We start from the raw sequence: 684 nt of genomic DNA, 5'->3' as shown, positions 1-684 counted from the left end.
CGATAATTGCATTTGGAGTGGTGTCACTGCCTGCAACGTTCGCAGGTCGCCCTTCGTGAATGAGCAAGAACAGTACCTTCTTCGCTGTATTTTGTGCTGCTCTGTTTTTCTCTAAACTTGCAATTTGCTCCGCTACCTGTTGTTTCAGCGCGTCTGCATGTTGCTGTGATTTTGTCAGTGCGGCGATTTCATCAATACGCTCAAGCAGCCCTTGTGGGGTTGGCTTAGTATTGACGACATCAACTTCAACACCGGCTGAGCGGAGTTGACTAAGAGCGGTTTCCGGTCCCATTTCATCGGAGCCAATTAGACGATTGGGATCAAGTGCGAGTAACCCCTCGGCTGATAGGCGGCGATGATAACCGATTTTAGGTAGCTCGAGTGACGCTGGAAGTTCACTGGTCACATCAACAGCAACGAGCTTGTCCTGCTGATTTAGAGCGATGAGCAATTCGGTGACCGCACTTCCTGCGCTAACAATTCGCTCATTGGCTAATGATGAACAGGCGACAAGTGATACTGAGAGAGCTGTAATGGTGTTAATTAGGACTTTTTTAAACATATTGAACTCGATTATTTTGATTCTTCCGTGAGCAGTTGCGTTGCTTGAATACCATTCTCTTGAAGAAAGGCGAGCAGCTTAACTAGGTGCTGAACTTCGGCAGTTTTATCTGCGCCTATGAC

Annotated in this window: 1 protein-coding gene and 1 pseudogene; both read right to left on the bottom strand. The window is 47.4% G+C overall.

The genetic code is table 11. The annotated features are described in order from the left end of the window. Window positions 1-562 (bottom strand): heme/hemin ABC transporter substrate-binding protein (locus QTO00_RS20510; protein ID WP_331426380.1); only part of this gene is annotated, 562 nt, incomplete at its 3' end. Window positions 563-573: 11 nt separating this feature from the next. Beyond that, window positions 574-684, bottom strand: a pseudogene (locus tag QTO00_RS20505) (ExbD/TolR family protein); the annotation flags it as partial.

It is taken from the genome of Vibrio sp. M260118 (genome assembly GCF_036533755.1).
In the GTDB taxonomy this organism is placed as follows: domain Bacteria; phylum Pseudomonadota; class Gammaproteobacteria; order Enterobacterales; family Vibrionaceae; genus Vibrio.
This window is presented reverse-complemented; position numbering and strand designations above follow the sequence as displayed.